The organism is Mycobacterium timonense, assembly GCF_025821985.1.
Classification (GTDB): Bacteria; Actinomycetota; Actinomycetes; order Mycobacteriales; family Mycobacteriaceae; genus Mycobacterium; species Mycobacterium avium.
This window is the reverse complement of sequence record NZ_JACKSY010000066.1, coordinates 88,227-111,845: the sequence shown is the minus strand read 5'-3', so window position 1 is coordinate 111,845 and position 23,619 is coordinate 88,227. Positions and strand designations below refer to the sequence as shown.

The window sequence follows — 23,619 nt, the reverse complement described above, 5'->3', positions numbered from 1 at the left end:
CGGCAGTCGCGGCGCGCTGGCTACCAGATGACGACTTCGGCGTTGTTGCCGCCGTAGCACCGCGTCGAGATCATCGTGGATCCGTCCTCGAAATAGGCGGGATACCGGCCGGCGCAAGTCATTTCGTACGCGTCGCCCGTGACGGGCGAGAACGCGGTGAAGGTGTCGGCCATGCCCGAAGCGTAGAAGGTGCGTCGGACATTCTCGGCGAACGCGCAACTGGTGTGGCCACCGACGACACCCTCGTGCCCGTCCGGGCAGATGCTGAAGACGGTCGCGCCGCCCGGCGGCGCAACCGCGGGAGCTGGCTTGACCACCGTGGGTGCCGGTGGGGGCGCCGCTTGCACAGTTACCGTCGCCGGCGGCGGGGGTGTGACGGTGACCGTCGCCGGGGGTGCGGCGGCAGGCGCCTGCACCGCGGTGACCGTTGGCAGCGCCGCGGCCGGCTCGATCGTCACGGGCCGCGCGGTGTTAGGGGCAGCGGTCGGCTTGGTCTGCTCGTGCAGCTGCATGCCGAGCCACGTCAGCAGTCCGATCACAACAGCGGCTGCCGCGCAGGCGAGCACGATGATGCTGGCGCGCTCGGCAGCGCGTCCCCACGAGTAATCACCAGGGTCGCTGTCCTCGCGGGACCAGGCCAGCTCGGCGGCGGCCGCGGTGACTTGTGCTGCCAGCTCGGTCTCATCGGCGGGCGGGCCGACCTCGGTCTCATCGCCGCCGGCAGCGCAGGGCTGTTGTTCGTCATCGTGGTTGTCGTTGGTGGGCATGTTCCGGGGGCTCCTGTGTGGTTCGTCTTGAATGTTCGCACCGGGGGGTGACAGCTGTCCGCGAAATGTCACGGACAGCTGTCCGTGGACATCGGCTTATTGCGGTAGGGAACTCAGGCGGTAGACCCGGCCGCGGCCAGTCGTGGCCGCGACCAACACGCCGTCTGCGGACAGCGCGTCGATCGCCGCGTCGATGTGGGGCCGTACGTCGGAGCGCAGGGCCTGGCTCAGCTTTGTGCGCGACATCTGCGCGCCGGGCTCGAGCCGACCAAGCACTCGCGTAATGGAGCGGTTGCAGCGCTCGAGCGCCGACGCGGCCTCGGCGTGCACCGGTTCGGAGGCCTCAGAGAGGGGAAGCGTCAATCGGTCGATCGCTTCGGCGCGTTTGCCGTCGACTACCTGGACATAGACCGCCGTGGTGTTGAGGTTGGCGTGGCGCATGAGCCCCTGGACGGTGCGTAGATCAGCGCCGTCGGCGACGAGTTTCGTTCCGTACCAGTGGCGTAACCGGTGCGCGGTGCCGCCGGGGATGCCCGCCCGCTCCATTGCCATCTGGATGATTTCTGAGACTGATCGCCGCGCGATCGGTTGACCGGGGCGCTTCGAGTTGCCCATGAACCACCAGCCGCGCCGCGGCATCACCCGAGCAACCTCGACCAATAATGGATGTAGCGGCAACGTCTCGGTGCGATTGCCCTTCCCGGTGACCCGCAGTGTTCGCGCCTCGATGTCGACGTCCTCACCGCGGACCTGGGCTATCTCATGGACCCGCAGGCCGGCGAGCGCCGCCAACATGATCATGACCCGTGTCTTGGGTCGCATGTTGGTCGCCAACAATTCCCGCAGCTGGGCATCAGAGATCGGTCGCGGAGTTGATTTCGGCATCTTCGGTCGCGGTAACCGTGCAGTGATATCGACACCACCATTGACCCCATACCAGCGGTAAAACGATGCGATCGACCCAAAGTAGGACGCCTTGCTCCACGCATTCAGCGTTGGCCGCGCGAGGAATTGAGAAACGTCCAGAGGTGTCATCGTCGCAACGGTCTTGCCGGTGAAGCGTTCCATGTGCTCGATGCGCAGCCGTCCGTCGCGGATCGTGCGTTCGGAGCGGCCCGCGCCGCGCATGTGGATTTCCCAGGCATCCAAGGGCGGCATCTCGTTGAAGCCGCCGTCTTGAACCAGCTTCAGCACCGCGGTCATATCGCCGTGATCCTGACGGCATCGTCGAGGCTGTCGAATTCGTGCCCGCAATGAGCGCAGCGGGGATTGCCTTCCTGCGCTCGCATTTCCCGCACCCAGGCGCTTTTATGCTGACCACACATGTTGACTTGTTCGCATCCATGCAGATCGACACGCCAGCGCGCATCGCGCCGACACGTGTCTGCCGATAGCGTGCGCATCTCGCAGCGGAGCCGCGCACCGATCGTGGCCACGATCGCGCCGAAAGCGGCATCGATCGGTTCAACTGTCCCGTCCGGGGCGACCTGCTCGGGCGGCAACTGGTCGATCAAATCCCGACCTGACGCCGCGTTGCGGTCGCATGCGGCGCTCACGATCGGCTCTCGTCCCACGCGGTGGCCGCCGCCGCGCGGATCTCATCATCAGCCACCTCGGTATACCGCTGCGTTGACGCCACCGAGGCGTGACCCAAAAGCGTTTGCACCGCAAGCAGATTCCGGCTGCCGCGATACGCACGGGTGGCGAACCGATGCCGCAGACTGTGCATCGAATACCCTCCCGGCAGCGCACGAGCCACCACCGCGCCGACCCGCGCCGCACTCAGATGGGAGCCCTCGCCGTCGGGGAACAGCCACCCGCTGCTACCCCAGTCGTAGGCCGCCAGCGCCGGGGTGTGCCCGGCCGCGCCGCGGCGGATCAACCGCGCAAGATCCTCGCTGATCGGCACAATGCGGCGCCGGCCGCCCTTGCCCTGCACCAACAGCTGGGGGCCGCCGCTGCCCATGAACACATCACGGGTAGACACCTGCGCAACCTCAGCGCGCCGCAGCCCAGCCTCAGCCGCTAACCGCATCATCAACGCTGTCCGCGTGTCGGCCATCGCCAGCGCGTACACCCACACATCATCCGGGACCGGGCGCGGAACCATCTTCGCTTGCGGCAACTTGGGCAGCACATCACCGAGGTACACCTGCACCCGACCCGACTTGTGCGCCCATGAGAAAAAACCCCGCACCGCACTGCGGTTGCTACGGCGATGCTCAGCACTCCAATGCGTCTGCTTGCCGAACCACTCAATGAGCCGCTCCGCCGTCACTTCATCCGGCGCACACCCAAGGCATCGCGCCATGTGCTGCAGCTGATCCCGCCGCAACCTGAGCGTGGCCTGGCGCTGCCCCTCAGCGGCGATCGCGTGCAAATAGTCATCGATCGCCCACGCCCACGCTTCCGGCACCGGCTTACGCGCCGGCCCTTTCCGGCTCATCGCGCACCGCCAGCGGACAGCGCCTCGACCTCATTCGCGGCAGCCACGAGCGCCGCGGCCAGCTGCCGCACCGCCTCCGGCTCCAACGGTGCACCGATCGACGACACGGTCTCGACAGTCACCCAACGCCTGCAGATGCGATTGCTGCGCTGCAGACCGCCGACCCGGAGCGTGAAACCCGCTGCCTCGCGAGTATTCCCGGCAAACACCCGCGTCGACAGGCCACCACCGAGCCGCGACCAGTCATGCACTTCGGTCGCGTCCGGCGGTGCAGCGACGCCGCAGAATGCGCGGCCAGGGTCATCAGGTGGGGCGGTGGTCGCGTTGGCGTGGGCAGTGGACATTGTGTTGCGCTCCTCTCAGAAGATCGGGCGAGAATTCGCCCGATAACACTGCGCACAACACGACTTCCAGATCTGCGTTTCTACTGCTCAGCACAGCGTTTAACCGGGCGGCACCCCGAAAATGCCCGGCGAACCCAAACGCATTCAGCCCAGCCGGGATACGGAGCACAAGAAGAAGAATTGACCCCGCGCCGCGACGCTCAACCGATGCTGGTGAAGGGCGTGCAATCGATGGTGACCGGCGTGGTGCAGGCCGAGGTTGTGATGGCGGTGGCGGCAAGAACAATGCCGAGAACGAGTTTGTACTTCAAACGAGACATCACCACTCCGTTCGTCGAGAAGGAATGCTTCGCCCGAGAAGGCTTATCATACGTGAGTTGAATACGGAATACCTAGGGATTCGGGTAAATAGCAACGGTTTACGTCACCTGATTGATCTCGCAATGCCTTCCGGAACGACACAATGGGCGATAGCATGGAGCGCACGCGAATGGACCTACATTTCTGACAATGCAGGGCGATGCAAAACGTGTTCGGGGGAACCGAAATACGGCTTCGCCGTTGGCCGCTCGGTTGTTTCCCGCGATGTTCGCGTTACTGATGCTGGCGATCGCCGGGACCGGCTCCGCCGCCGCGCAGCCGTCGTCTTCGACGGCACGGCCATTCGGCGACCGGCTGGTGGGCTGGGACACCTACCGCCGGCTGGACCTGTTGCCGTATTTGAGTGCGGATACGCAGAGCCTGCAGCTGTCGAGCTTTGACCGCAGTGGCGGTGATTTCGACATCTCCACCGGCAACAAGAACGGCACCGGCGGCTGCCTGGCGCCCGGCGGTGCCGGCTGCGTCATCGCCGAGGATCACGGTGCGGGAGAGGTTGATTCGATCTGGCTGACCCGTGACGGCGGCAATCTCCGGACGATCGGGAACATCCGCGTCGAGCTGGATGGGCAGACCGTGCTGGACACGCCGGTGCAATCGTTGGTCGACGGACAGCTGGGCGCCCCGTTCGTGTGGCCGTTGGTGGCCAACGCCGGTGAGTCGCCGGGAGGCGACTACATCAAGGTGCAGATGCCTTACCGGCGGTCGATGCGAATCAGTGTCGAATCCCATTTGGAGTACTACCATGTCGATTATCGACAGTTTCCGACCGCCGAGGGAGTGAGCACGTTCTCACCCGCCGACCCCGCGGTCGATGTGCTGGACAGGTTTCGCGCCGCCGGCACCGTAGACCCCAAACCGGCCGCACCCGGCGAGGTGCACAGCAACCGGGTGATCGAGTTGCCCGGCGGTGCCGAGCAGACGATCGCCGAATCGACTGGCCCGGCCAGCATCTCGGCACTGCGGCTGTACCTGCCTGCCCCGGCCGATCAACCGCTGACCGGGTTGCGGCTGCGGATCGAGTTCGACGGCCGCACCACGGTCGACTCCCCGCTGGGCGAGTTCTTCGGCGCGGGGCTCGGCCCCACCCCGGTGCGATCGCTGATGTTCGCCGCCTTCCCGCAACCCGACGGATCGATGGCGCTGTGGTGTTGGTGGCCAATGCCTTTCGCGCGCTCGGCGCGGGTGAGCCTGGCCAACACCGGCGCCGGCCCGGTCTCCGCGATAGCCGCGGAGGTGACGACGACTCCCGACGCCCGGTGGGCGGGCGCGCTGGCGAGCGGCCGGGCCGGCTACTTCACCGCGCGCTCCCACGCCGGCCCGACGATCCTCGGGCAGGACTGGCTGTTCGCCGACGAACAGGGCCGCGGCAAGTTCGTCGGCGTCAGCCAGACCATCCGTGGCCAACGGACCCGAACGGCGTTCAGCGACAACGCCCCCTACTTCCTGGAAGGGGCCGAGCGGGTCTACACCGACGGCGCCGCCTCCCCGCAGTGGTACGGCACCGGAACCGAGGACCTCTACGAGGGCGGCTGGTACTTCAAGGACGGCACGCATTTCAGCGATCCGCTCAACGGCCAACCCGACCAACGCACGGCCACCGCCGGGTGCGCCGACTACTGCGTCGCCGTGTACCGGATCATGCCGGCCGAGGCGATCGGCTATCACTCGGCGCTCCGATTCGGCATCGAGCACGGCAAACGCAACATGGTCGAACCGGATTACAGCTCAACCGCATTCCTCTACACCCAGCCGGACGCCGAGCTGACCGGCACCGACGACGTCAACCCGACCGATCCGCTCAGCCGGGCCCTGCACGGCTACACCGACACCGACGCGATCGACCAGCTGCTGGTCAGCGAGTACGAGGGCACCGAAGACACCCGCCCGGTCGCCGGCACCGTGCGCAGCGCCCAGGGGGCGATCACCTTTCATGTGCAGGTCGATCCGGACAACCACGGCGTCCTGCTGCGCCGCAGCGGCGACCAGGTCAACGGGTTCCAATCGGCCGACGTCGCGATCGACGGCGCCCCCGTCGGCAACTGGTTTCAGCCGCGCGCCAACCCTTTTCACCGCTGGCTGGACGACACCTATCCGGTCCCGGGATCGGTCACCGCGGGCAAGGCGGAACTGACGGTCACGCTGACGCCCACCGCCGGCTCACCGCCCTGGACGGCCAGCCGCTACCAGGTCGACGCGCTCGTCGGGCCGTCCGGCTAGCGGGCGGCGCGCCAGCACACCGATGAACGCGCCCGCCAGCCCGCCGATCGGCGCCATCGACGCCGCCCCGGCCAGCAGCAGATAGCCGAACGTGGCACCGACGCACAGCAACGCCAGGTGGACGGGCGTCCAGCTGGCCGTGGACCGCAGCCGGAACGACAGGCCGATGCCGAGCAGCAGCGCCACCACGTGGCCGACGGCGGTGAAGTCCGCACCCACCGTCGCCACCACCGCCGTGCCCAACCACCAACCGGCCCACACGCCGCGCCAGCGCACCGGCAGCGCCGCGGTGATGGCGCCGAGCACGCACATCGCGCCGTAGCTGATCCCCACGTCGCTGGCGCGGGCCACCGAGGCCGGGAGCATGCCGGACTCGATGGCGGCGACCAGCCCGACCGCCACGATCATCGTGGCGCCGATGTGGCCGACCGCGAAGGTGACCAGCAGCCCCTTGCCGCGCCACAGCAGCTCGCCCAGCGCCAACAAGCAGACCAGGCCGGGCAGCCAGAAGAACAGCTGACCGCCGTCGTCGACGAACGCGCTGCCGATCAAGGTGCCCAGCTGGCCCCGCCCGAGGTTGTGCACGTTGGTGCTCATCCGGCTGACGGCGACCTGGCGGGCGTGCGGTCCCAGCGCCGCCAGGACCAGATAGACCACCAGCAGCGCGGCCGCGTACGCGGCGGTGACGCGCACCGAACCCGGGCCGGGTAGCGTGGACCGGCGCGGCAGCGCACCCCGCGGCGCGGCGCCGCCGGTGAACTCGACGACCGTCATGCCTGTTACGGTGCCGGTCCGGGCCGGCCGGTGCCTCGTTCTTAACGAAGCCTTCACACCGATGCCGCAAATCTTCACAGATCGACGCCCGCCCGCGGCGTCTTGACGGACTCGACGCGATGCTGCTAGACATGGCCTGCGGCACAAATTTGGGCGATCGCCCAACATCCGATCGGTGGAGGTTGGCATGGGCCGGCTGGACGGCAAGGTCAATAAGGACATGCATCGATGACCGTCGCGAACGACACGGCCGTGTACTACGACCCCTACGACATCGGCATCATCACCGACCCCTACCCGACGTACGCGCGGCTGCGCGAAGAGGCACCGATCTACTACAACGAGCGGTACGACTTCTGGGCGCTGTCACGGCATTCCGATGTGGAACGGGCGCTGGCGAACTGGCAGGTGTTCTCCAACCGCCGCAGCGACATCCTGGAGCTGATCCAGTCGAAGTTCGACATGCCCGGCGGCGTCATGATGTTCCAGGACCCGCCCGAGCACACCGTGCTGCGCGGCCTGATGTCGCGGGTGTTCACCCCGCGCCGGATGGCCGCGCTGGAAGACCAGATCCGGCAATACTGCATTCGGTGCCTGGATCCGCTGGTCGGCTCCTCGAGCTTCGACATCATCGCCGAGCTGGCGTCGATGATGCCGATGCGGGTGATCGGGATGTTGTTGGGAATCCCTGAGTCCGAACAGGTTTCGGTGCGCGACGCCAACGACGCCAACCTGCGCACCAAGCCGGGTGCGCCGCTGCGGGTCGCCGACGCCGACTCCATCGCCGACGGCCGGATCTATGCCGACTACGTCGAATGGCGATCCAAGAATCCCTCCGACGACCTGATGACGACACTGCTCAACGTCGAGTTCGACGACGAGGACGGGGTGCGGCGCAAGCTGACCCGCAAGGAGGTGCTGCACTACACCCAGGTGGTCGCCGGCGCGGGCAACGAGACCACCGGGCGGCTGATCGGCTGGCTGGCAAAGGTTCTCGCCGAACACCCCGACCAGCGCCGCGAGGTGTACCGGGATCGGTCCCTGCTGACCCGCACCGTCGACGAGACGCTGCGCTTCGAACCCACCGGGCCGCACGTCGCCCGCTGGATGGCGGCCGATTTCGAGTGCTACGGCACCACCGTGCCGGCCGGCAGCGCCATGCTGCTGCTGTTCGGCGCCGCCAACCGTGACCCGCGCCGCTACACCGACCCGGACACCTTCAACATCCACCGGGACAACATCTCGCACATCACCTTCGGCAAGGGCGTGCACTACTGCCTGGGGGCCAACCTGGCCCGGCTGGAGGGGCGGGTGGCGCTGGACGAGCTGCTGAACCGGTGGCCCGAATGGGACATCGATTACGACACAGCGCAATTGGCGTCGACGTCGACGGTGCGGGGCTGGGAGCGGCTGCGGATCGTGGTGCCCTGAACCGTCAGGGCAACTCGAACCGGTCGATGAACCGGTTGACCAGTGCGACGGCCTCGTCGTGTCCGGCGGTGGCGCCGAGGGCATCTTCGAGGATCAGCATGCGCCCGATCGCGGCCAGGATGACCGCGATGCCGGCCGGCGGAAATTCGCCGGCGTCCATGTCGTGTTCGCGGACAATGGAATTCAGCGCGGTGATCTGGGTATCGCGCCAGCGCCCGAACCAGGCCGCCAACTCGGCGCGAATCGCCTTGCGGTGGTTGGCGAGTCCCATGAACTCCAGCAGCAGCCGGGTGTCCTTCGGCTCGATCAGGGTGTCCCAGAGGGCGTGCAGCGGGCGGTCGGAGGTCAACGCCCGGGTCTGGCGTTCCTGGTAGGCGGCCGCGCCGCGCCGGAAGACGTCCAGATACAGCTCGTCCATGGTGGGGAAGTAGTAGTGCACCAGCGCCGGTTTCACCCCGGCCTCGCCGGCCACCCGGCGCGAGGTCGCCGCGGCGTACCCGTCCTCGACCATCACCTTGATGGTCGCGTCGATGAGCAGGTCACGGGTGGTGGAGTCGCCCGGGTGGGGCCGTCGGGTCATGAGGTGGCGGAAAGGGCCGCGAAGGTGTCGGCCAGGGTCTGCCGGGGATCCCGATAGGTGATGCCGAGTTCCCGTTCGCTCGGCGAGTCGTCCGATGCCGGCATCTGGGTGTAGTACTGCATGCCCGCCCAGGTGAACGGGGTCTCGAACGGCAGGAAACGGCCGGCCCGATCCAGCACCGCGCCCGCGACGCGCAGCGCGGTGTCCGGAATCGGGACGGCGACCATCGGCGTGCCGGCCACCTCGCCGAGCAGGGCGGCGAGGTCGCTCGCGGGAACCCGGTGCCCGCCGGCGGTGTAGCGGCGCGGCCCGCGGCCGGGCTCCAGCAGCGCCGCATGCAGCGCCGCCAGATCGCGGACGTCGACGATCAGCCACGCCGCGCTGCGGCCCGGGATCGCGTGCATCTGCAGGGCGGCCCGCACGCCCTCACCCGCCTCGCCGAACTGGTCGCCGACCGGCGGGCCGAGCACCATGCCCGGGTAGGTGATGTTCACCGGCGCGCCCGCATCCTGCAACCCTCGGGCATAGATCTCCACCTGCGCCTTGGACGTGCCGTAGCCGTCGGCCCCACCGACCACCGGCAACTCCGCCGTCAGCGTCTCCAGGTCCGGATGGAACAGCGCGGTGAAGCTCGACACGTGGACGATGGGATCCAGGCCCAGCTCGACGGACTGGCCCAGCACGTTCTGGGCGCCCTGCATGTTGGTGGCGAGCATCTCGGCCGTCTGGCGCGGGTCGGTGGCGACCAGGGCGGCGCTGTGCACCACGGCGTCGCAGCCCTGCAACGCCTCGCGCACCGCGACGCGATCGGTGATGTCGGCGACGGCGAAGTCCGACACGTCGACGCCCAGTTTGGCGACCGAGGTGTGCAGCTTGCCCGGGTTTCGCACCAGGAACCGGATCGAATGCCCGGCATCGGAGATGGCCTTGGCGGTCCACCCGCCGACGAATCCGGTACCGCCCGTGATGAGAACCCGCATGGCCCGCATTCTCCCAGGGCCGCTACAGGTGGCTAAAGACGTATTGGGCGGCCTGGTTCGTCATGCCGTTCACCGGATACGACGTGTGCGCGGCCAGGTCGTTGCCGCCGCCGGTGCCGCAGATCGGGTCGCCGACGGCGCACAGCTGCAGCGTCTTGGGCTGATACAGCGGGCCGATGGCCAACGGCGGCGCGTGATACTTCTGCAGGAACTGGCCCGACGGCGTGCCGAACAGCGTGACCGCGGCGACGTGCTTGGCGACCTCGGGCGGCATCGGCGGGGGCACCGCGGAGGCGGGCACGCCCGGGGGCACGACCGCCGACGTGGTGTAGCCGGCCACCGCGGCGCCCTGCGAGTAGCCGCCCAGCACCTCCCGGGTGTTGGGGCAACTGGCCACCATCGACTCGAGATGCGAACTGGCGTCGCGGATTCCGTCGATCACGGTGGCCGGGAAATCGGGATTCGAAAAGTCAGTGCTGGCAGGGTATTTCACCGCGTACACGGCCAGCGATCGCGAGCCGATCTGCGAGCGCAACGCGTCCACGAAGGGCTGACCGATGCCGCCGATGCCGGGTGGCTCCCCGGAGCCGCGGGCGAACACCACTTCCACGTCCGGGCACGGATCGGCGCCGGCCGCCGGCGCGCCCGGCATCGGCGCGACGCAGAGTGCCGCCGCGGCCGTCAGGACCGTCAACGCCGCCCGCACCTGGAAGCTCATGGCCTGCTTTCTACCCGGCAAACGCGGATTCGCAAACCCGGCCCTGCCATCATGGATCCCGTGAGCACCGCGATCGTGGTGGCAGTGGTGGCGGGGCTGATGCTGCTGGGCATCGGCATCGTCGTCAATCAGCTGTTGCGGCTGCGGCGCTATCTCAACGAGTCGCCGCCCGATCGGTCCGGTGATCCCGAGCCGCCGGAGCGCGCCGACTGATTGCTACCGGGGGCGCTATGGCTGGCCGGCGACGTGCGCGTTGCCGCGGGGCAGTGTCAGCGGAAGGTCGGCGTAGCTGGCGATGCCGGGCGCCGCGGCGACCACGGCCGGGATCGCGTTGATGGCCGGCATCGCCGTCATGATGTGACCGAGGTCCATGAACTCCTCGATCGTGGTGGCCTCGAAGTACGGCGGCGGCAGGAAGCCCACCTTGGTGGTCACGGTGGGCTGCCCGTCGATCTGGATGACCCAGCCGTCCTGCTCGATCTTCCAGTCCGGGTCCAGCGTCTGTCCCTTGCGCCACCGCACGTTCAAGTCGATCAGCACCTGGTCGCCGACGATGCCCTGCCAGCTGATGTAGGTGCCCGCGACGTGCCCCGCGGGAATGGTCCAGGACGCCATCACCAGGTCCTCGGTGGTCTGGGCGAACTCGGCCACGCAGCGCACGTCGTCGAGCTCCACGCCGAGTGCGTCGCCCACCAGCCGGACGGCCTCGCCGAAGATGGCCGTGCCCTTGGCCGCCATCGCCGGCAGGTCCGGGTGGTCGATGGGCTGGCCGAAGCCGACCGGCTTCTCGGTCTCCGGCGAGTCGTAGAAGGTGGTGTCGGCGGCCTCGTTGACGGTGACCTTGTCGATCCGGTTGCACACCATCGCCGACACGATGGCCAGCAGCTCGGCGAAACCCGGGCTGACGCCGGAGCCGAAGATGGTGGCGCCGCCCTGCTGGCAGGCATGCAGGATCCGGTCCCGGCCGTCGCCGAGGTTTCCGCCGGTGATGAACGACGCCGTGGTCACCACGTTGACGCCGGCGGACAGGATGCGGACCAGTTCGTCGACGTCGATCCACATCGGGTTGTAGACCACGCAGTCCGGCTTGAGGGCCAGCAGCTCGTCGACGTCGTTGGTGGCCGCGACCCCCAGCGGCGGGATGCCGACCAGCTCACCGGCGTCGCGGCCGACCTTCTCCGCCGACCAGGCATAGCAGCCCACCAGTTCCAGCGTGGGGTTGGTGACGATCGACTTCAGCGAGCTCTTGCCGACGTTGCCGGTGTTCCACTGAACCACTCGATAGGTGTTTGGCACTCGCTCAGCATAGGGAATCGGCGGGGTTCTTAGTAGGCCTAATAGGCAGATTCGGCGGCCAATCTTTCGGCCAGGAAGGCGTCCCGGGGCGGCGACTCCAGCCGTGCCCGCGCCCACCGGCGCACCCGCTCGCGGGTGTGCGGCGACTCGGTCGACACCGCGGCGCCGACGTGCACCTCGGTCGCCGACCAGTCGTGGCCCCAGGCCGCCGACTCGGTCAGTGCCCCGCGGGCGCCGGTCAGCGGGAAGGTCGCGCGGCCGGCGGCGTCCAGGGGGCCCGCACCCTCGACGGCGGCCGAGCGCAGCCGCACCGCGATCCCGGTGGCCGGGTCCGGTCCGATGACGTCGGCCTGCACGACGGCGACGACGGCCGAACCGTCGACCCGGATGCTCCAGCCGACGGTGTCCTCGGCCGCATCGAAGACACCGGGCGGCACCCCCGACCAGGCGACGGATGCGACGCCGCGGGCGATGGCCGCCGCGCGGGGCCCGGCTCCGGCGCCGGCGGCCAGCGCGTAGTCGTCGCGCCGATCGCTCGGCGGCGCCACGACCAGACTCGAATCATCAAGCGCGGCAAGCAGTTCCGGCCATCGCCCGGCGTCCACGCCGATGCCGTCGGCCAGGCCGGCGCTCGCGCGCACCAGGTCCGCCACCCGCGGATCGGGGCTGACGAGATGGCCCAGCAGCGCGGTGGCGTGCGGCGCCAGCAGCCCGGCCACGTCGGAGTCCAGGGTGTCGTCGGGGAAGAAGTGCTGCGCACCCGCGGTCAGCAGCGCGAGCTCGGCGTCCAGTAGGGCACGGTCCAGGCCCGCGATGCCGTCCTGCCTGCTGGCCGGCCACCAGCGGCGCAACCAGTGACCGGTGGCCAGCCTGCGCAGCGGGGCCAGCGCGCTCGGCGCGACGTCGACGCCGGCAAGTTCGATGCCGCCCGCTGGGACGGCCGCGTCCCGCACCGCCGACACCAGCGCCACATGCCCGGCTTCGCCGAGCACCCGCCACAACCAGTCCGCCCGCGACACGTCGGTGAAGGTGAGCCGGGGCGGCGCGTCGTCCGGATCGTCCAGGGTCCACGACAGCACCGCGCCGCTGACCTCCAGCAGGGCCACCAGCGGCGGCTCCTCGGTGACGTCTGCCCGGCCGGTGGTCCAAAGCCCGGAATCGGCTACCAATCTCATCCGGCCACCTGCAATTCCAGCATCGCCTTGATCCGCTGCCGGTGGTCGAGGCTCACCGAGCGGGCCACCCCGTCGAGCAGCGCACGCACGTCGTCGACGTCGTCGCAGGGCTCCTGCCACACGTCGCGCCCGTGCAGCCGCGCCCACAGCCGATTCAGGTAGGGCTGCGCGAATGCGGCGAGGTCGTCGACCACCTGCTGCTGGCGGGGATGGATCGGGCCGTTGGCGGCAAGGTAGCGTCGGGCGTGCAAGACGTAGGCTTCCTTGCGCAGCCGCGCCTGGATCTGCGCCGCCAGGTCGTCGCGGCAGCAGGCGGACGGGTCCAGCGGGGCCAGCTGCACGGCGACCTCGATGCCGGCCACCAGCGTGGCCTGCTTGTCCTCGGCCAGCAATCCCCAGGGCGCGCAGGCCCGGTCGACCTCCTCCTCGCACAGCAACGGGATGTCGGGCAGCGCGTCGCGGTCCAGGGCGCGCCGCAGGGTGGCGCGCACCCGGTCCAGCACGCTGCGATCCAGCGGGCGCTCCCCCTCGGAGGCCGCCGCGACCTCCGGGATACGTTGCGGCTCAACGGAAGTCAACCCAACCTCGACGATGGACCAGGGCAGCGAGGCGCAATCGATGTGGGCCAGCGCCCCGAGATTGTAGGGAGTGGCGTCGGTGATCATCGCCGACCAGACGCGTTGGCGGGCCGCCGCGCCGCGATGGCCTCCGGCCATCCCCAGCACGGTGGCGAGCTCGGCGAGAAACGGGCCGGTGTCGACGGGCCCGGCCCGCACGTCGCGCCAGCTGCGCTGCAGCTGATCGGCCAGCGCGGCAACGACATCGGGGTTGCCGGCGTATCGGTGCAGAACCTCGATCGCGGTGCGGTCGCGATCCCGGTGGATGTCGGCGAGCACGGCGGCCGCCGTCTCGTTATCGTGCGGCGCCGGCGCGCCCTTGGTCACCGCCAGTTCGAAGCAGACCGGGAAGTAGAGTTCCTGCGCGTTGCCGGTGCGGATCCGCTGTCGGCGTCGTTCCAGCTTGAGCGCCTCGAACCATGCTGCGGCAGCGCGTAATTCGGGTCCGCTGCCGACGATCAGCTCGTGCATGGCCGCGGCCGTCTCGGGCGTGACGACCGGGGCCGAATACGCCGGGTTGGACCGCAGCCGCAACACCAACGGGTCGATGATGCGTTTGATGGTGCGGCTCAACGGGCCGCCGTCGTCGGCGCTGAGCACCTCCACGCCGGGCCCGATCGCCCGCCACGCCGCCTCGATCACCGACCGGCGGGGGTGCCCCGCCGCCGCTCCCGCCGGCACGGTCGGCGGCTGCGGTTCGGCGCTCATCAGCACAGAATAGGGCCGGCGCAACGGTTGCGGCAGCCGCGAAGTTGGGTTTGGTAGCCGATCGGCCGCGTCACCCTGAGCGGATGAACACACTGCTGCGGCTGGCCGACTGGCTCAAATCCCGCCGCCGCCGGGACGTCGGCAACCGCACCGTCGGAGTCGGCACCGTGCGCAAGGTCAAGCGTCAGGTCTTCATCGAGGTGGTGGCCGTGTCGGGGGAGACGTTCATCGGCAAGCTGGCGCGCTGTGATGCCGACCTGGACCTGTCCGTGCTGCGGCCCGGGCTCGTTGTGCTGGTCGCCTTCGATCCCGCTGCCCGCGAGGAACTTTCGCTGCCCGACGACGTGCTGGCCGTGCATGCGGCATGGGTGGCGGCGCTGTAGCACTAGCGCGCACCATCGACGGTGAAGGTGGCCAGTGCGGCCCAATACAGCGGGCTGGCAACACGATCCCCGTCGCGCCAGCGTCGCATCTGGGCGCGCTGCCACCGGTTCAGCGCGCACCCGGCGTCTGCGGGAGCGTCGTGCGCGGTGTCGACGGCGGACACCAGATCGGCCATCGGGTCGACGGATTCGGGGGATCCGCGGGCCGGCATCGCGAATTGCCGGTAGGCGGCGGTCGTCGGCAGCGACCACAGCGTCGCGGTCACCAGCTGCGCCCCGTTCAGGATCATCGCCGCCACCAGACCGGTCGCCTCGTCGAACTGATAGTCGCCGCCCGACCCGCAGGCCAGCAGCGCCACCCGCGGCGGCATCGGCAACCGCAGCGCCATCAAATCCGAGGCGGTCAGCGGCCGGTGATCGCCGATGGCGTTGGCGTCGCCGGGCACCGCCGCCGGGTCGGCCAGATGCAGGGCCGCCCGATCGGCGCGGCCGCCGTGCCGGTGATCGTCGTCCGCCGAACTGGCGTGCCCGACATAGAGCAGCCGGCACGGGGATCGGGCCAGCAGCCCGGCCAGCCAGCGGCGGTCGGCGTCGCGCCGGCGGAACAGGTCGACCACCGCGTCGACCCGCGGCAGCACGGGTCGCCGCCGCACCAGCTCGGCGAAGTGCCGGCCGACCGGCGTGTCCGGCGACGGCCTGCCCAGCACGGACCCGAGCGCGGAGTCCGGCCGCTGCCCGGGCACCCGCGGGTCGAGCACCAGCAGCGGCGGCCCGTCGCGCCGGGCGTCCCATTCGGTGGCCGTCCGCGGCGCGTGCACAATGTTGGGGGGTACCGCCATCAGCACCTCGACCAGTTCCATCAGCCGATGCCCGTCGGTCAGTGCGGCCAAATCCCCTAGACGCCAAGGGATTTGGGCCGCGGCGCGCCCGGCGGCGGTGATCGCGTCCTGGCGGGCGCGCACCAGCTCCTCCTTGCTGGGCCCCGATTTCGGGATCGCCAGCAGCCCCCAGGGCACCCGGGCCAGCCGCGCGCTGGGCGAGACGAACAGCACCGCCCGCGGCGACGACACACATTCGGTCAACAGCTGCCAGCCCGCGCTGCCGATCAGCAGCACGCCCAGGATGTAGGCGAGCGTGAGTTCGGTGTCCGGTGCGGCGAAGGCCCCGGTGCTCAGCGCGCGGCCGATGGCGGCACGCCGATTCTCGGCGTCGTGCGGCTCGGGCAACGCTGCGGCGAGCTCTTGCAGGGCGGCCAGCAGCAGCGGTTCCTCCACCACCCAGGCGACGGTCCGCTCGGGCTGCCCGACGATCTGCAGGCTGGCGTAGGTGGCGATGCCGAGGTCGGCGTAGCGCAGTACCAGTGTCAGCCGGCCGGATTCGGTCACGGCCACGTCGACCAGGCCGGCTCGTCGGCGGTGACGGCGCGCCCGTAGCGTTGCACGGCCAGCGTGCGGTAGTGGTCCAGGATCGGCGCCTCGCCCGGGTGCATCCGCAACGGCGGCAACGGCCCCAGCCGGGTCAGCGACACACCGCCGGCCACCGGCGGCCCGGCGGCGGCCAGCGCGGCGGGCTCGGCGCCGGTGTCCAGCGAAACCGATGCGACGGCCGTGGACGCCCATTCGCCGGTCTGCGGGCGCTGCAGGGCCTCGAAAGTCCCGCGCGCGCTGTGGTATTCCACCAGCTCACTGATGAGCGCGGTGTTCTCCCACTCCCAGGCCACCGCGAAGGCGCCGGCCAGGATGGGCGCCGCGATGGTGGTGGCCCAGCGTGCTCGCGCGTCGGCGTCAGCGATCGAATACCGCACCGAGTCGACCGCCAGCGCGGCGGGCACTTTCAACTCCGCCGCCTGCTGCAGCTTGCTCATGCCGCGCCGGTATTCCGGTGTGCCGACCTCGCCGCGCAGGATGCCGAGGCCCTCGGCCTGGCGCGCCTCGGTCTCCTGCAGCGACTCCTCGGGGTCGCCGGAGCTGTCGAAACCCAGGTCCGCCAGGGCGTCGGCGCGCCACACCGTTCCGAGATGACTGTCCAGTTGCGCGTACTGCAGCCAGCTGCTGCGCGGTGAGGAGTCCAGCAGTTCCCGGGCCTGGGCGATCAGCTCGACGGCGTCGGCGAAGCGACTCCAGAAGATCGCTATCCAGCTGCGCTGCAACAGAATACGGTGAAGGTGCAGCGGCTTTCCCAACTCGCGCCAGTGCCGCTCGGCGTGTTCCCAGCATTCGTCGGCGGCTTCCAGGGCGCCCGACCCAAGCCGGGTGAGTCCCAGGTACAGCCAGCAGCGTGCGACGTCGTGCGCGCGGGCATGCCGGGCGATGACGGGATAGGCCTGCGACACCAGCTGTTCGGTGCCGGCATGGTCGTTGGCCGCCCAGCGCGCCGTGGCCCGCTCCAATTGTGCTCTGGCCCTGGCTAATTCCCAGCCGTGGGCGTCGGCCCGCGCCTCGGCGCGGCGTAACCACGGCTCGGCTTCGGCCAACCGCCCCGTTTCGACGCAGAACCTGCCGTATCCGGTGGCCGCGGTGACCCACAGGTGATCGGCGTTCTCGTCGTCGCCGCCGCTGTCGCCGATGTGCTCAAGTATTTTGTCCCACAACGGAACCGATTGCACGTGGAGGTCGTCGTCGCACAGCGCGGTGGCGCACAGCACCCGCGCGCGAGCGCACAGCTGCGCGTGTTCGGCGGCGAGCTCGGGGAATTCGCCGCCGGTGTCGCTCAACAGGTCCAGGGCCGCCGCGGCGCCTTCGTGGTCGCCGCGTGCGGCGGCCAAGCCCGTTTGCAGGAACCTGGCCCGCCGCGAGTAGCGGCAGATCATGCGCGCGTTCTCGGCGTCGGCGGGCATGCTCGCATAGGCGGCCAGGCAGTCTTGGATGCGCCGGATCGATTCCTCGACGCCGTCGTCGGCGCCGCGCGCCAGGTAGATCTCGCCAAGCTGGGCAAGCACTTCCAGCATGAGATCGTCTCGGTCGTCCCGTTCGATGCGCGGTATCAGGGACAGCAGCAGATGGCGGGCGCCGGCCTCGTCGGCCGCTAACGCCATGCGGCGGGCCCGCTGCAGCCCGTCCGGGATCGACACGGCTGCATCATAAGACCGCGGCGGTGCTCTGGTCGGCCGAACCGCGAGCGGCGGACGCGTGAGTGAGGCACGTCCGCCGCTCGCGGGCCGCAACCAATCAGCCGCAGGACACCTTGATGCTGAAGTCCTTGGTGATCATCCCGGCCATCGGGTTCTTCATGTCGGCGCCCTGCGCCTGGCCGGTGATGGTGTAGGTCTTGCCGTCGACCGCGACGTCGGCCGACCCCACCTTGGCGCCCATGTTGTTGCTGACCGCCAGCGCGTTGCCGTCGACGACCAGCGCCAGCGACTCGACCTTCGGGGTGGCCTCGTCGGTCAGCACCACGGCCAGCGCCTGCTGGGCGCCGCCGGTGGAGCCGCTGCCGATGTCGATCTTGCCGCCGGTGCGCACGCAGGTGACCGAGGCGGGGTTGACGCCCGGCAGGTCGGCGCCGCCCACCTTGACCTGTGCGTTGGTGCCGGTGGAGGCGCTGGGCGCGGTGCTCGATGCCGGAGCGGCCGAGTGGCCGCCGCTCGAGCAGCCGACCAGCGTCACCGCGGCCGCAGCGCAGCCCAAGGTCCCCGTCGCAGCTGCGAGTAGACGTTTCACGTGTGGTTCCTTCCTTCGTGCGCCGCCCCGATGGCGTCGTCCTGGCGTCAGTACAGACCGCCCGGATCGCTACCGATCCCAAATTTCGGGGCGCCCAGGCGGTAGGCTGCCTCGGTGTCGGCGCGGGTGACGGGAGGCACGCGATGCTCAGCGTGAAATGGCTGGAAGCCCCTGAGGCCCATGACTTTCCGGCGGCAGCCGATTACCTGAGCATGCTCGCGGACGCGCAGACCGTGAAGAAGGTGATCAAGAAGCTCAAGCGCGCCACGGTGATGCAGCGCAAGGCGAAGGACATTCTGCGGGCGGCGCGGCTGGACCTGCTGCCGGTGGACAACCCGCACGTCGCCGCGGACCTCACCAAGATCGAGAAGGGCCTACCGCTGTCGCCGATCCTGTTGGTGCGCGGCGACTTCCTGGCCGGTGTCCCGTTGCAGATCGCCGACGGCTATCACCGGGTGTGCGCGAGTTATCACACCGACGAGAACACGCCGATTCCGGTGCTGCTGGCGGTGGCGCGCTAGTCCTCGTCGGCGTCGTCGCCGGACTGCTCGGCGGTTTGGTCGACCGCGACGCCGGCCCGGGTGCGCCGGCGCCGCATCCGGTGCGTGCCCTTGCCCGTCGGGCGGCGGTTGCGCAGCTTGGCCCGCGATTCGTCGCTGTCCTCGGCCACGGGCGTCTCGGCTTCGGGCTCGGTTGCGGCGGGTTTCTCGGCCTCGGCGGTGTCTTCGGCTGCTTCGGTTGCTTCGGCTGCTTCGGTTTCGGCCGTGACGGTCTGCGCCGCTTCGGTCTCGTCGGCCTCTTCCGCTTCGGCCTCTTCCGCTTCAGCCGTTTCGGCCGTCTCCACCTCTTCGCCGGCCTTCTTGCGACGCAGCCGGCGCTTCTTGGGCTTCTTGGCCTTGATCGGTTTGGGCGGCGGCGGTGGCAGTTCCGCGACGAACGAGAGGTAGAACGCGAAAATGCCGAGCAGCGCGATCGCGGCGGCCGCGCCGTAAATCCCGAACAACCACCGGCCGGCGGCATCCAGGCTCAGCCAGATCTCGCTGACCGCCGTCCCGATGATCAACAACCCGGCCAGCACGTGCGCCACGATCGAGGCGACCCGCAGCGACAACGCCAGCTGCGGCGTGCCCAGCTCGGGCTTGCGGGTGCGCAACAGGGTGAACACCACCGGCAGCGCCGCCAGCGCGACCAGCACACCCGCCACGATCCGCAGCGCCGTCCCCAGCGAATGCGTCGTGTCACCCATCAGTTCGGGCCAGCGGGGCAACACGAAGAAGAAGTAGAGGACGCCGGCAGCGATCGAAAATGACGCGTGCCACGGGATGGCGACCTTGCGCCCCATAAGCCTCCTCATGCAAGACCGGCTGGAGCCGGCCCACGTTGTGCGCGTCCGCTGGGCGGACCAATGGCGGAGGATGCGGGATTTGAACCCGCGAGGGCTATTAACCCAACCCGCGTTCCAGGCGAGCGCCATAGGCCACTAGGCGAATCCTCCGTGGCCATGGTAACCGAGCGCCTGACCGCCGCCGCCAGTTGCTCCGGGTCGGGTATTAGACTCTGGGTGGACCCCGCGCGGCGTCTATCCTGTGAACTCCCCCAGGGCCGGAAGGCAGCAAGGGTCAACGGGCTCTGTCGGGTGCGCGGGGTCCCCTACCTTCGATGAGTGGCGACCCGCTTCGCCCGGCTCCGCCGCGCTTGCGATCGCCACTGGATTCGATGAGTGGCGACCCGCTACGCCCGGCTCCGCCGCGCTTGCGATCGCCACGGATTCCACCCGGTCGGACGGCGAAAGGGCCCGCAATAGCCATGGTGTCGCTGGAGTCCCTCACCCCTGCCGAACTCGCCGAAGTGCACGCCCGCCACCAGCAGGGCTACGCGGACCTGCAGGCCAAGAAGCTGTCGCTGGACCTGACCCGCGGCAAACCGGCGCCCGCGCAGCTCGACCTGTCCAACGCCCTGCTGTCCCTGCCCGGCGACGACTACCGCGACAGCGAGGGCACCGACACCCGCAACTACGGCGGGCTGCACGGCCTGCCGGAACTGCGGGCGATCTTCGGCGAGCTGCTCGGCATCCCGGTGCAGAACCTGATCGCGGGCAACAACTCCAGCCTGGAGCTGATGCACGACCTGGTCGCCTTCTCCATGCTCTACGGCGGCGTCGACTCGCAGCGGCCCTGGAAGGACGAACCGAGCGTCAAGTTCCTGTGCCCGGTCCCCGGCTACGACCGGCACTTCGCCATCACCGAGACGATGGGCATCGAGATGATCCCCGTCCCGATGCTGTCCGACGGGCCCGACGTCGGCCTGATCGAGGAACTGGTCGCCGCCGACCCCGCCATCAAGGGCATGTGGACGGTGCCGGTGTTCGGCAACCCCACCGGGGTCACCTACTCCTGGGACACGGTGCTGCGGCTGGTCCAGATGCGCACCGCGGCGCCCGACTTCCGGCTGTTCTGGGACAACGCGTACGCGGTGCACACGCTCACGCACGACTTCATCCGGCAGGTCGACGTGCTGGGGCTGGCAGCCGCGGCCGGCAACCCGAACCGGCCCTACGTGTTCGCGTCCACCTCCAAGATCACCTTCGCCGGCGCCGGGGTGAGCTTCTTCGGCGGATCGCTGGGCAACATCGCCTGGTACCTGCAATACGCGGGCAAGAAGTCGATCGGGCCGGACAAGGTCAACCAGCTGCGGCACCTGCGCTTCTTCCGCGACGCCGACGGGGTGCGGCTGCACATGCTGCGCCACCAGCAGATCCTGGCGCCGAAATTCGCGCTGGCGCTCGAGATCCTCGACCAGCGGCTCAGCGACTCCAAGATCGCCTCGTGGACCGAGCCCAAGGGCGGCTACTTCATCAGCCTCGACGTGCTGCCCGGCACGGCCAAGCGGACCGTCGCGCTGGCCAAGGACGCCGGCATCGCGGTCACCGAGGCGGGTGCGTCGTTCCCGTATCGGAAAGACCCCAACGACACGAACATCCGGATCGCGCCTACCTTCCCGTCGCTGCCCGATCTGCGCGACGCGGTCGACGGCCTGGCCACCTGCGCGCTGCTGGCGGCCTCGGAGTCGTTGCTGGCTCGCGATCGGGTGTGAGCTGACGGCTTCGACTGTTGCATGACGGCGACGACACGCCGGGCGGGCCCGCCGTAGATTCACACTGGAAGCCGCTGCCGCACACTCGATGCCCGCAGACCCTGGCGGGCCCGCATCGTCGTCGGACGCTGCCCGATTGTCCGACTCCTCAGCAGACCCTGGCGGGCCCGCATCGTCGTCGGCCGGCCCCGGTAGCCTGCTGACCGTGGCCCTCTACCGCAAGTACCGTCCGGCAACCTTCGCCGAAGTGGTGGGGCAGGAGCACGTCACCGAACCCCTGTCGATCGCGCTGGAAGCCGGCCGGATCAACCACGCCTACCTGTTCTCGGGTCCGCGCGGCTGCGGGAAGACCTCCTCGGCGCGCATCCTGGCCCGCTCGCTGAACTGCGTGCAGGGGCCGACGGCCACGCCGTGCGGGGTGTGCGACTCGTGCCTGGCGCTGGCGCCCAACGCGCCCGGCAGCATCGACGTGGTCGAGCTGGACGCGGCCAGCCACGGCGGCGTGGACGACACCCGCGAGCTGCGCGACCGGGCGTTCTACGCGCCGGCGCAGTCGCGCTACCGGGTGTTCATCGTCGACGAGGCGCACATGGTGACCACCGCGGGGTTCAACGCACTGCTCAAGATCGTCGAGGAGCCGCCCGAGCACCTCATCTTCATCTTCGCCACCACCGAACCGGAGAAGGTGCTGCCGACGATCCGGTCGCGCACCCATCACTACCCGTTCCGGCTGCTGCCGCCCAAGACCATGCGGGCGCTGATCGGGCGGATCTGCGAACAAGAGGGCGTCGTCGTCGACGACGCGGTGTACCCGCTGGTGATCCGCGCCGGCGGCGGCTCGCCACGCGACACGCTCTCGGTGCTGGACCAGCTGGTCGCGGGTGCCGAGGGCGGGCACGTCACCTACCAGCGGGCGCTGGGTCTGCTCGGGGCCACCGACCTGGCGCTGATCGATGACGCCGTGGACGCCCTGGCGGCCGGCGACGCCGCGGCGCTGTTCGGCGCGGTGGAGTCGGTGATCGACGCCGGGCATGATCCGCGGCGCTTCGCCACCGACCTGCTCGAGCGGTTCCGCGACCTGATCCTGCTGCAGGCCGTCCCCGATGCGGCCAGCCGCGGCGTGGTGGACGCTCCCGAGGACGTGCTGGAGCGGATGCGTGACCAGGCCACCCGGATCGGCCCGGCGACCCTGACCCGTTACGCCGAGGTGGTGCAGGCGGGGCTCGGCGAGATGCGGGGTGCGACGGCGCCGCGGCTGCTGCTCGAGGTGGTGTGCGCCCGGCTGCTGTTGCCCTCGGCCAGCGACACCGAATCGGCGCTGCTGCAACGGGTCGAGCGGATCGAGACCCGGCTGGACATGTCCATTCCCGCGGGGTCGACGCCGGCCGAGCCGGTCGAGCAGCCGGTGCGGTTCACCCGGCCGTCCGCGGCGCCCAAGCCGGCGTCCAAGCCCGAGCCGGCGGCGGCCAAGCCCGAGCACGAGCCGGAACCCCAGCCCGAGGCCAGGCCGGAGCCGAGGCCCAAACCCACGCCGGAGCCCAAGCCGGCGCCGGAGCCGGCGCGGGCCTCCGAAACCCCGTCCGCGCCAGGGGAACTCAATGCCGCCGCGGTGCGAAGCATGTGGTCGACGGTGCGCGACAAGGTCCGTCAGCGCAGCCGCACCACCGAGGTGATGCTGGCCGGCGCCACCGTTCGGGCGATCGAGGACAACACGCTGGTGCTCACGCATGAATCGGCACCCCTGGCCAAGCGGCTCTGCGAACAGCGCAACGCCGACGTCATCGCCGAGGCGCTCAAGGATGCGCTGGGCGTCAACTGGCGGGTGCGCTGTGAGGCCGGCTCACCGGCGCCGGCCACGGCCGGCCCGCCGCACCCCAAGCCGGAACAGCCCGTCCCCGAACCGGATTCGGCCCGGCGTGACGAGGAAGAGCACATGCTGGCCGAGGCGGTGCGCGACGAGCCGGCGGCGCGCCGCGACCCGGAAGAGGCCGCGCTGGAGCTGCTGCAGAACGAGTTGGGCGCCCGCCGCATCGACGGGGGCTGAGCATCG

At 69.7% G+C, this 23,619-nt stretch carries 24 protein-coding genes, 1 tRNA gene and 1 other RNA gene; 9 read left to right on the top strand and 17 right to left on the bottom strand.

The genetic code is table 11. The annotated features are described in order from the left end of the window. Positions 1–20 precede the first annotated feature (20 nt). The 5 genes from H7I87_RS17165 to H7I87_RS17145 all read right to left on the bottom strand — a co-directional run bounded on the left by H7I87_RS17165 (position 21) and on the right by H7I87_RS17145 (position 3,557). Positions 21–767, bottom strand: a complete 747-nt coding sequence (locus H7I87_RS17165) for a hypothetical protein (protein WP_023861954.1) — start codon at positions 765–767, stop codon at positions 21–23. Between the two features lie 96 nt (positions 768–863). Continuing rightward, on the bottom strand, positions 864–1,970 hold the full coding sequence (locus tag H7I87_RS17160; protein WP_023861953.1) for a tyrosine-type recombinase/integrase: 1,107 nt from the start codon (positions 1,968–1,970) through the stop codon (positions 864–866). Beyond that, on the bottom strand, positions 1,967–2,323 hold the full coding sequence (locus H7I87_RS17155) for a hypothetical protein (RefSeq protein WP_023870865.1): 357 nt from the start codon (positions 2,321–2,323) through the stop codon (positions 1,967–1,969). Before H7I87_RS17155 ends, H7I87_RS17160 begins: the two co-directional genes overlap by 4 nt. Beyond that, complete coding sequence (locus H7I87_RS17150) at positions 2,320–3,213, bottom strand: tyrosine-type recombinase/integrase (RefSeq protein ID WP_019733736.1); 894 nt, start codon at positions 3,211–3,213, stop codon at positions 2,320–2,322. The genes H7I87_RS17155 and H7I87_RS17150 overlap by 4 nt, the downstream gene beginning before the upstream one ends. Further along, positions 3,210–3,557, bottom strand: a complete 348-nt coding sequence (locus H7I87_RS17145) for a hypothetical protein (protein WP_134796621.1) — start codon at positions 3,555–3,557, stop codon at positions 3,210–3,212. Before H7I87_RS17145 ends, H7I87_RS17150 begins: the two co-directional genes overlap by 4 nt. 180 nt (positions 3,558–3,737) lie before the next feature. On the opposite strand from H7I87_RS17145, the gene H7I87_RS17140 reads away from it, so the two are divergent. Both H7I87_RS17140 and H7I87_RS17135 read left to right on the top strand, forming a co-directional pair. Beyond that, on the top strand, positions 3,738–3,938 hold the full coding sequence (locus H7I87_RS17140; RefSeq protein ID WP_139800084.1) for a hypothetical protein: 201 nt from the start codon (positions 3,738–3,740) through the stop codon (positions 3,936–3,938). A gap of 204 nt (positions 3,939–4,142) precedes the next feature. Further along, positions 4,143–6,155 carry a glycoside hydrolase family 172 protein gene (locus H7I87_RS17135; protein WP_083071360.1) on the top strand — a complete coding sequence of 671 codons (2,013 nt, stop codon included), beginning with the start codon at positions 4,143–4,145 and terminating at the stop codon, positions 6,153–6,155. On the opposite strand, the gene H7I87_RS17130 is transcribed toward H7I87_RS17135, so the two are convergent. After that, positions 6,096–7,151, bottom strand: coding sequence for a rhomboid-like protein (locus H7I87_RS17130; protein WP_033719187.1), 1,056 nt, complete (start codon positions 7,149–7,151; stop codon positions 6,096–6,098). The genes H7I87_RS17135 and H7I87_RS17130 overlap by 60 nt on opposite strands. Before the next feature lie 6 nt (positions 7,152–7,157). Between H7I87_RS17130 and H7I87_RS17125 the strand changes: the two genes are divergently transcribed. Continuing rightward, entirely contained in the window at positions 7,158–8,360 is a 1,203-nt protein-coding gene (locus tag H7I87_RS17125) for a cytochrome P450 (RefSeq protein ID WP_009974588.1), read from the top strand. 4 nt (positions 8,361–8,364) lie between these two features. Here the strand turns inward: H7I87_RS17125 and H7I87_RS17120 are convergent, their stop codons facing one another. Genes H7I87_RS17120 through H7I87_RS17110 form a run of 3 tightly spaced genes read right to left on the bottom strand, consistent with a single transcriptional unit; the run spans position 8,365 to position 10,638 of the window. Next, a complete protein-coding gene (locus H7I87_RS17120; protein ID WP_019733828.1) occupies positions 8,365–8,940 on the bottom strand; it encodes a TetR/AcrR family transcriptional regulator in 576 nt (191 codons plus the stop codon). After that, positions 8,937–9,920 carry an NAD-dependent epimerase/dehydratase family protein gene (locus H7I87_RS17115; RefSeq protein WP_003873385.1) on the bottom strand — a complete coding sequence of 328 codons (984 nt, stop codon included), beginning with the start codon at positions 9,918–9,920 and terminating at the stop codon, positions 8,937–8,939. Before H7I87_RS17115 ends, H7I87_RS17120 begins: the two co-directional genes overlap by 4 nt. Before the next feature lie 22 nt (positions 9,921–9,942). After that, the gene (locus tag H7I87_RS17110) at positions 9,943–10,638 is read right to left on the bottom strand and encodes a cutinase family protein (RefSeq protein ID WP_011723513.1); all 696 of its coding nucleotides are present in this window, start codon (positions 10,636–10,638) and stop codon (positions 9,943–9,945) included. Positions 10,639–10,698: 60 nt separating this feature from the next. On the opposite strand from H7I87_RS17110, the gene H7I87_RS17105 reads away from it, so the two are divergent. Then, complete coding sequence (locus H7I87_RS17105; protein WP_009974592.1) at positions 10,699–10,851, top strand: hypothetical protein; 153 nt, start codon at positions 10,699–10,701, stop codon at positions 10,849–10,851. Positions 10,852–10,866: 15 nt separating this feature from the next. Here the strand turns inward: H7I87_RS17105 and H7I87_RS17100 are convergent, their stop codons facing one another. The 3 genes from H7I87_RS17100 to H7I87_RS17090 are packed head-to-tail and all read right to left on the bottom strand — an operon-like array spanning position 10,867 to position 14,434. Continuing rightward, complete coding sequence (locus tag H7I87_RS17100; protein WP_023869922.1) at positions 10,867–11,934, bottom strand: NAD(P)H-dependent amine dehydrogenase family protein; 1,068 nt, start codon at positions 11,932–11,934, stop codon at positions 10,867–10,869. A 38-nt stretch (positions 11,935–11,972) separates the two neighbouring features. Next, positions 11,973–13,109: a hypothetical protein gene (locus H7I87_RS17095; RefSeq protein ID WP_083071361.1), complete on the bottom strand. Its 1,137-nt coding sequence runs from the start codon at positions 13,107–13,109 to the stop codon at positions 11,973–11,975. Next, positions 13,106–14,434, bottom strand: a complete 1,329-nt coding sequence (locus H7I87_RS17090; RefSeq protein ID WP_083071362.1) for a hypothetical protein — start codon at positions 14,432–14,434, stop codon at positions 13,106–13,108. The genes H7I87_RS17095 and H7I87_RS17090 overlap by 4 nt, the downstream gene beginning before the upstream one ends. Before the next feature lie 44 nt (positions 14,435–14,478). On the opposite strand from H7I87_RS17090, the gene H7I87_RS17085 reads away from it, so the two are divergent. Next, on the top strand, positions 14,479–14,817 hold the full coding sequence (locus tag H7I87_RS17085; protein WP_019733980.1) for a hypothetical protein: 339 nt from the start codon (positions 14,479–14,481) through the stop codon (positions 14,815–14,817). 2 nt (positions 14,818–14,819) lie between these two features. Here the strand turns inward: H7I87_RS17085 and H7I87_RS17080 are convergent, their stop codons facing one another. From H7I87_RS17080 to H7I87_RS17070, 3 genes are all read right to left on the bottom strand, one after another. Beyond that, positions 14,820–16,208, bottom strand: coding sequence for a CHAT domain-containing protein (locus tag H7I87_RS17080; protein WP_081256534.1), 1,389 nt, complete (start codon positions 16,206–16,208; stop codon positions 14,820–14,822). Then, entirely contained in the window at positions 16,199–17,887 is a 1,689-nt protein-coding gene (locus H7I87_RS17075) for an ATP-binding protein (RefSeq protein ID WP_033719185.1), read from the bottom strand. The genes H7I87_RS17080 and H7I87_RS17075 overlap by 10 nt, the downstream gene beginning before the upstream one ends. 97 nt (positions 17,888–17,984) lie before the next feature. Beyond that, on the bottom strand, positions 17,985–18,443 hold the full coding sequence (locus H7I87_RS17070) for a lipoprotein LpqH (protein ID WP_003877012.1): 459 nt from the start codon (positions 18,441–18,443) through the stop codon (positions 17,985–17,987). A 176-nt stretch (positions 18,444–18,619) separates the two neighbouring features. Between H7I87_RS17070 and H7I87_RS17065 the strand changes: the two genes are divergently transcribed. Beyond that, complete coding sequence (locus H7I87_RS17065) at positions 18,620–18,997, top strand: hypothetical protein (protein ID WP_003873375.1); 378 nt, start codon at positions 18,620–18,622, stop codon at positions 18,995–18,997. On the opposite strand, the gene lucA is transcribed toward H7I87_RS17065, so the two are convergent. Together lucA and H7I87_RS17055 are read right to left on the bottom strand one after the other, a co-directional pair. After that, positions 18,994–19,818 carry a lipid uptake coordinator LucA gene (gene lucA, locus H7I87_RS17060; RefSeq protein ID WP_033719184.1) on the bottom strand — a complete coding sequence of 275 codons (825 nt, stop codon included), beginning with the start codon at positions 19,816–19,818 and terminating at the stop codon, positions 18,994–18,996. The genes H7I87_RS17065 and lucA overlap by 4 nt on opposite strands. Positions 19,819–19,882: 64 nt before the next feature. Next, positions 19,883–19,971 (bottom strand) — tRNA-Ser (locus tag H7I87_RS17055). Positions 19,972–20,036: 65 nt separating this feature from the next. Here H7I87_RS17055 and ffs point away from each other — a divergent pair. The 3 genes from ffs to H7I87_RS17035 all read left to right on the top strand — a co-directional run bounded on the left by ffs (position 20,037) and on the right by H7I87_RS17035 (position 23,613). Further along, positions 20,037–20,131: signal recognition particle sRNA small type (gene ffs / locus H7I87_RS17050), an RNA gene on the top strand. A gap of 154 nt (positions 20,132–20,285) precedes the next feature. Continuing rightward, positions 20,286–21,569 (top strand): aspartate aminotransferase type Ic, encoded by a 1,284-nt coding sequence (locus H7I87_RS17040; protein WP_024636886.1) that lies wholly within the window; start codon positions 20,286–20,288, stop codon positions 21,567–21,569. 205 nt (positions 21,570–21,774) lie between these two features. Then, the gene (locus H7I87_RS17035) at positions 21,775–23,613 is read left to right on the top strand and encodes a DNA polymerase III subunits gamma/tau (protein WP_033711738.1); all 1,839 of its coding nucleotides are present in this window, start codon (positions 21,775–21,777) and stop codon (positions 23,611–23,613) included. The last annotated feature ends 6 nt before the right edge of the window (positions 23,614–23,619 follow it).